At 75.0% G+C, this 5,790-nt stretch carries 3 protein-coding genes; all 3 read right to left on the minus strand.

The window, feature by feature from the left end:
• Positions 1 to 71: 71 nt before the first annotated feature.
• Entirely contained in the window at positions 72 to 1,784 is a 1,713-nt protein-coding gene (lnt, locus tag ACFU5G_RS28675) for an apolipoprotein N-acyltransferase (RefSeq protein WP_377252323.1), read from the minus strand.
• 22 nt (positions 1,785 to 1,806) lie between these two features.
• Positions 1,807 to 3,600: an amidohydrolase gene (locus tag ACFU5G_RS28680; RefSeq protein ID WP_377252325.1), complete on the minus strand. Its 1,794-nt coding sequence runs from the start codon at positions 3,598 to 3,600 to the stop codon at positions 1,807 to 1,809.
• A gap of 117 nt (positions 3,601 to 3,717) precedes the next feature.
• The coding region (locus ACFU5G_RS28685; protein WP_377252327.1) for a DEAD/DEAH box helicase at positions 3,718 to 5,790 on the minus strand (2,073 nt) is incomplete at its 5' end.

Genomic DNA, 5,790 nt, shown 5'->3' on the forward strand with positions numbered 1-5,790 from the left:
CCTCGGGTCCGGACCGGCGGTCGTTTTTTCGTCCCAACCCGGGGATCGTGCGCCTACCGTGTGCCGACGGGTTACCGGCCGGACGACGCCGCCTCGGTACCGGCCTCGTCCCGGCGGCGCGCCCCGCGCCGCGCACCGACCCGGCCGACGACGCCGGCCACCACCAGCAGGACCGCGAGAGCGCCGACCACCCAGCCCGGCCAGTACCCCGCCGCCACCGCGGGCGTGACCGAGGACCGCAGCGGCAGGTTCACCACGAACTCGTCCGCCGTGAACAGGCCGGTCCTGCGCACCACGCTCCCGTCCGGCGTGATCACGGCCGAGACCCCCACCGTCGAGATCTGCACGGCCGCCCGCCCGGTCGTGATCGCCTGCAGGCGCGACATCGCCAGCTGCTGCGTCGACTCCGCCGTGAACCCGAACGACGCGTTGTTCGTCGGGATCACCAGCACCTGCGCGCCCTCCTCGACCGCGTCGCGCACGATCTCGTCGTACGCCACCTCGAAGCAGATGACGGTCCCCAACCGGTACGCGCCCTGCCCCAGGCGGCTCGGCACGTCGACGACCGGCGGGTTGACCCCCGCGATCATGTCCGTCGTCACCCGGTCCACCTGGTCCGAGAAGATCCGCAGGACCGACCGCAGCGGGATGTACTCACCGAACGGTGCCGGGTGCTGCTTCGCGTACCGGCCGATCACCCCCTGCCTCGCCTGCCACAGCAACGACACGTTGTACCGGCCGCCCGACTCCGGGAACTCCTGCGCCCCCACCAGGATCGGCGCACCCACCGCCGCGGACGCCGCGTCCAGCCCGTCCGCGACGTCCGACGACGTCTGCGGGTCCAGGTCGCTGCCGTTCTCCGGCCACAGCACCACGTCGAGCTCACCGGCGTAGTCCTCCGCCAGCACGTACGTGCCCTCCAGGTGGTTGTTCAGCACCTCCGCCCGGTTCGCGAACGCCCCCAGCCCCGGCTCCCCCACGTCGCCCTGCACCGCGCCCGCCCACAGCTGCCCGTCCTCGGCCAGGTCGCTCCCGGCGTCGTACACCTCGTTCCCCTCCGGCGTCTCTACGGGACCGGCGCTCGCGGACGTGGGTACCGGCAGTACGAGCGGCACCAGGACGACGACGGCGCCCAGCGCGAGGGCCCCGACGGCGCGGCCTACGTCGGCGCCGGGGCGCGGGGCGTCGGCGGCCGCGCCCTCCTGCGTACCGGCCGTGTCCCGGACCACCCTGACCACTGCCGCCACGGCCAGGGCGAGCAGCGCGCCCGTGAAGGCGACCAGGAGGCTGACGGCGACGGTGCCGCCGAGCCAGGCGGCGCGCCCGGTCGGTGCGCCGGCCATGGCCCAGGCGAGCCGGCCCCAGGGGAACCCGCCGAACGGGATCTCGGCGCGCCACTGCTCGACGGCGACGAACAGCACGGCGAACACGGCGGCCAGCCGCCAGCCGCGGCGGCGCACGAACGGCGCGCGGCGGGCCCAGGTCCACAGCGCACCGAACGCGCCGAGGAACAGGGCCTCCAGCGTGGACAGCGCGATCCACGGCGCGGTCTCGGTGGACTCGTGCGCCCACCACAGGTGCGGCAGGAAGAAGGCGAGGCCGAACAGGAAGCCCATCAGCAGGTTCCACCAGGCGTCGTCCCGGCCGAGCGCCCAGTACAGGACGGCGACCGCGGCGAACGCGGCGGGCCAGAACCCGGCGTCCGGGAACGCGGACCACAGGAGGAGGCCGCCGGGCACCGCGAGGAACAGGGTCAGCAGCCGGGACGGCTCACGCAGGCGCACGCTCGCAGCCTAGGCGTCCCGGTCAGAACGTGTCGTGCAGCACCGCGCCGTCACGCAGGGTGTGCAGGCACTCGGGCTCGACGGCGTCGGGCGAGAGGTCGGGCAGCAGCGGGGTGCCGGCGCGTGCCTCCTCGCTCCACGAGCTGAGCCGCCCGGGGGCGGCCTGCACGCCGAGGTGCTCGGCCCGCCAGACGGCGAGGTGCGCGGGCGCGCCGACGCGCAGCTGCCCGGCGCCGGTGTGGTCCAGGCCTGCCAGGCGCCAGCCGCCGCGGGTGTGGGCGCGGAACGCGGCGCCCGCGGAGATGCGCTGGTCGGGGTCCTCGTGGCTGGTGGCGGCACGCACGCCCTGCCAGGGGTCGGCCGGGGTGACGGGCGTGTCGGAGCCGAAGGCGAGCGGCACGCCCGCCTGGGCGAGGTCGGCGAACGGCATGATCGAGCCGGCGCGCATGGCGCCGAGCCGGGAGGCGTAGACGCCCTTGGCGCCGCCGAACGACGACTCGAACGCGGGCTGCACCGACAGGCCGATGCCGTGCACCAGCAGGGCCGCGAGGGTCACGGCGTCGACGAACAGGGCGTGCTCGATGCGGTGGTGCCCGGCGCGTAGGGTGGACTCGCCGCTGAGCTGGGCGGCGATCTGCAGGCCGAGCACGGTCTCGTCCATGGCGCGGTCGCCGATGACGTGGAACGCGGCCTGCACCCCGGTGGTGCCGCGGGCGGTCTGGACGGCGACCAGGTGGTTCGCGATCTGGTCGGCGGTGAGGTACAGGTTCCCGGTCCAGGGCGAGCCGTCGGGGTTGGTCAGGGCGCCGGCGAACGAGCCCGACGACGGGTCGCTGGGCAGGTCCGAGTAGGGGCTGCGCATCGCGGCGGTGCGCGAGCCGATCGACCCGTCGACGTTGAGGTCGCCGCCGATCCCGGTCAGGAACGGCAGCTCGGTGAGCAGGGCGCGGGCGTCGTCGGCGGTAGCGCAGAGTTCGCCACGGTAGGCGGCCAGGTGCGGCAGGCCCAGCGCGCCGGGTTCGGCCAGGGCGTCGGCCGTGACCGACGTCGTACTCAGGGCGTGCAGCTCGGCCAGGCCGGCGCGGGTGTCGAGGTGCTCGCCGCTCATCTCGTGCACGGACACGATGCCACGGGCGGCCCACGCGGCCAGGGTCTCGCGGTACAGGCGGGTGCGGCGCTCGGGCGACAGGGCGTGCGCGACGTCGCGCACGGCGTGGTGCAGGTCGGCGGTGACCAGGCCGGTGTCGACGGGGGCGTCGGACCAGCCGGAGCCGGACAGGCCGGTGCCGGTCCAGGCGGGGTCGCGTTCGATGCCGGCGCGGTCGGCCAGGGCGGTGGAGATGACGGCGGAGTGCACGTCGACGCGGGCGGCGTACACGGGGCGGCCGTCGCACGCGGCGTCCAGCTCGGCGCGGGTGAACGCGCGCCGCTCGGGCCAGGCCTGCTCGTCCCAGCCGAACGCGAGCAGCACCTGCTCGCCGGACGGGTCGGCGGCCGCGAGCTTGCGGGCGCCCTGGTGCAGGGCGGCCAGTGCGTCGGCCAGGGAGTGCACGCCCCCGGCGGGCGTGAGGTCCACGGAGTCGGTGGACAGGCCGGTCTCCAGCACGTGGGCGTGCGCGTCGACGAACCCGGGGGTGACCAGCGCGCCGTCCAGGTCGATCACGCGGTCGGCGCGGGCGGCGAGCCCGGCCGCGGTGTCGTCGGCTCCGATCCACGCCACGACGCCGTCGTCCACGAGGATCGCCTCGGCGAACGGGTCGGCAGCGGAGTGCACGACTCCGTTGCGGTAAAGGATGGATCGGGCGGGGTGGCTCACGGTGGGAACTGTAAACGATCGAGCCGGTCGGTGCCCTGGTCAGGGGACCGGCCGGGAGCACAGTCACCCGCTGCTCACCCGGGGCCGGCGCCTGTGCGGCACCGGCCCCGGGTGCCCTCAGAGGCTGGAGTAGGCCACGACGCCCCGCATGACGGCGTCCTGCGCCTTGCGGGCCGTGGAGCGCAGCTTCTCCGACGGCGCGGCGCCGCCGAGCTGGTCCAGCACGTCGACGACCTGCTTGCACCACCGCACGAAGTCGCCCGCGGCCAGGTCGGAGCCGCGCAGCACGGAGTCCAGGCCCTTGCCGGACGCCCACCGGTACATGGCGCCGACCAGGCCCAGGTCGAGGGCTCCGGTCGCGTCGATGCCGTGCGCCTCCTCCAGGTCGTCGACCTCGGACCAGACGCGCTGCGTGTCGTCGAGCACACCCGCGAGGCGCCCGGTGGGCCCGCCGGGGATGTACGGGTCGGGGGCGTCGTCGCGCCGCCCCTGGTAGACGACCGTGGACACGACGGCGGCCAGCCCGGCCGGGTCGAGGCCGTCCCACACGCCGCGGCGCAGGCACTCGGCGAGCAGCAGGTCGTTCTCCGCGTACAGGCGGCGCAGCCACCGGCCGTCGTCGGTCACGCGGATCCGCCCGGCGGCTCGCCCGGCGCTGTCCGCGCTCGTGTCGCCGCTGGTGCGCTGCAGGTACCCGAGGGTGAGCAGCACGTCCAGGGTGCGGTCGAAGGTGCGGGCGATGGACCCGGTGCGGCCCTCGACGCGGCGCACGAGCTGGTCGTGCTCCCGCTTGAGCTTGTTCCACCGCTCGGCCCACCGGGCGTGGTCGTCCCGCTCGGGGCAGGCGTGGCACGGGTGTGCCTTCAGCGCCTTGCGCAGGCGGGCGAGCTCGGTGTCGGTGGAGGCGTCCGACCGGCGTCCGACCGGGGCGCTGCCGCCGCGCGCGGCCCGGCTGGCGGCGCCGCGCGACGGTGACGTCGTGGAGTGCGCCGAGGGCACGTCGTCGGCCAGGACACCCAGTGCGTTGCGCATGGACGAGACCAGGTCGCGGCGCGCGTCGGGCTTGCGCGGGTTGAAGGCCTTGGGGATCTTGACCGTGGTCACGGTCTCCAGGCCGTCGGGCGCGTCGGCCAGGGTCAGCTTCTTGACCTGCCGCTCCTGGGTCAGCACCGTCGGCCGAGGCCCGTCGAACCCGCCGGGCTCCCCCGGGTCGAGCACGAGCACGTACCCGCGCCGCCGCCCGGACGGCACCTCGACGACGTCGCCGCGCCGCAGGCTCTCCAGGGACGCGACGACCTCGGCGCGGCGCGCCCCGGTCGCGGCGCGGGACAGCTCGCGCTCGCGGTCCTTGATGGCGCGCCGCAGGTCCATGTACTCGCCGAAGTCACCGACGTCGCACGACATGGCCTTGGCGTACCCGTCGAGGGCCTCGGCGTGCGCCTGGGCCTGCTTGGCCAGGCCGACGACGCCGCGGTCGGCCTGGAACTGCGCGAACGAGGTCTCCAGGACCTCGCGGGCGCGGTCGCGGCCGACCTGGGCGACGAGGTTGACGGCCATGTTGTACGTGGGCCGGAAGCTCGACTTGAGCGGGTACAGGCGCTTGGACGCGAGGCCGGCCAGGGCCACGGGGTCCAGCGCGGGGTGGTCGACGACGACGGCGTGCCCCTCGACGTCGATGCCGCGGCGCCCGGCACGGCCGGTGAGCTGGGTGAACTCGCCGGGGGTGACGGGGACGTGGCTCGAGCCGTCCCACTTGACGAGCTTGTCCAGGACCACGGACCGGGCGGGCATGTTGATGCCGAGGGCGAGCGTCTCGGTGGCGAAGACGACCTTGACCAGGCCGCGGGAGAACAGGTCCTCCACGGTCTCCTTGAACACCGGCAGCATGCCGGCGTGGTGGGCGGCCACGCCGCGCGCCAGGGCCTGCGACCAGGACCAGTAGCCGAGCACGTCGAGGTCCTCGGGCGGGATGGCGGCGGTGCGCTCCTCGACGACCGAGCGGATCGTGGCCTCCTCCTGCGGGGAGGTCAGCCGCAGCCCGGCCTTGAGGCACTGGTCGACGGCGGCCTCGCAGCCCGCGCGGGAGAACACGAAGTAGATGGCGGGCAGCAGCGCGTCGGCGTTCAGGGCGTCGATCACGATGAACCGGGGCGGGGTGCGCCGTCCGGTGTTGATCGCGCCGCTCGGGCC

This window comes from Promicromonospora sp. NPDC057488 (assembly GCF_042802395.1).
In the GTDB taxonomy this organism is placed as follows: Bacteria; Actinomycetota; Actinomycetes; order Actinomycetales; family Cellulomonadaceae; genus Promicromonospora.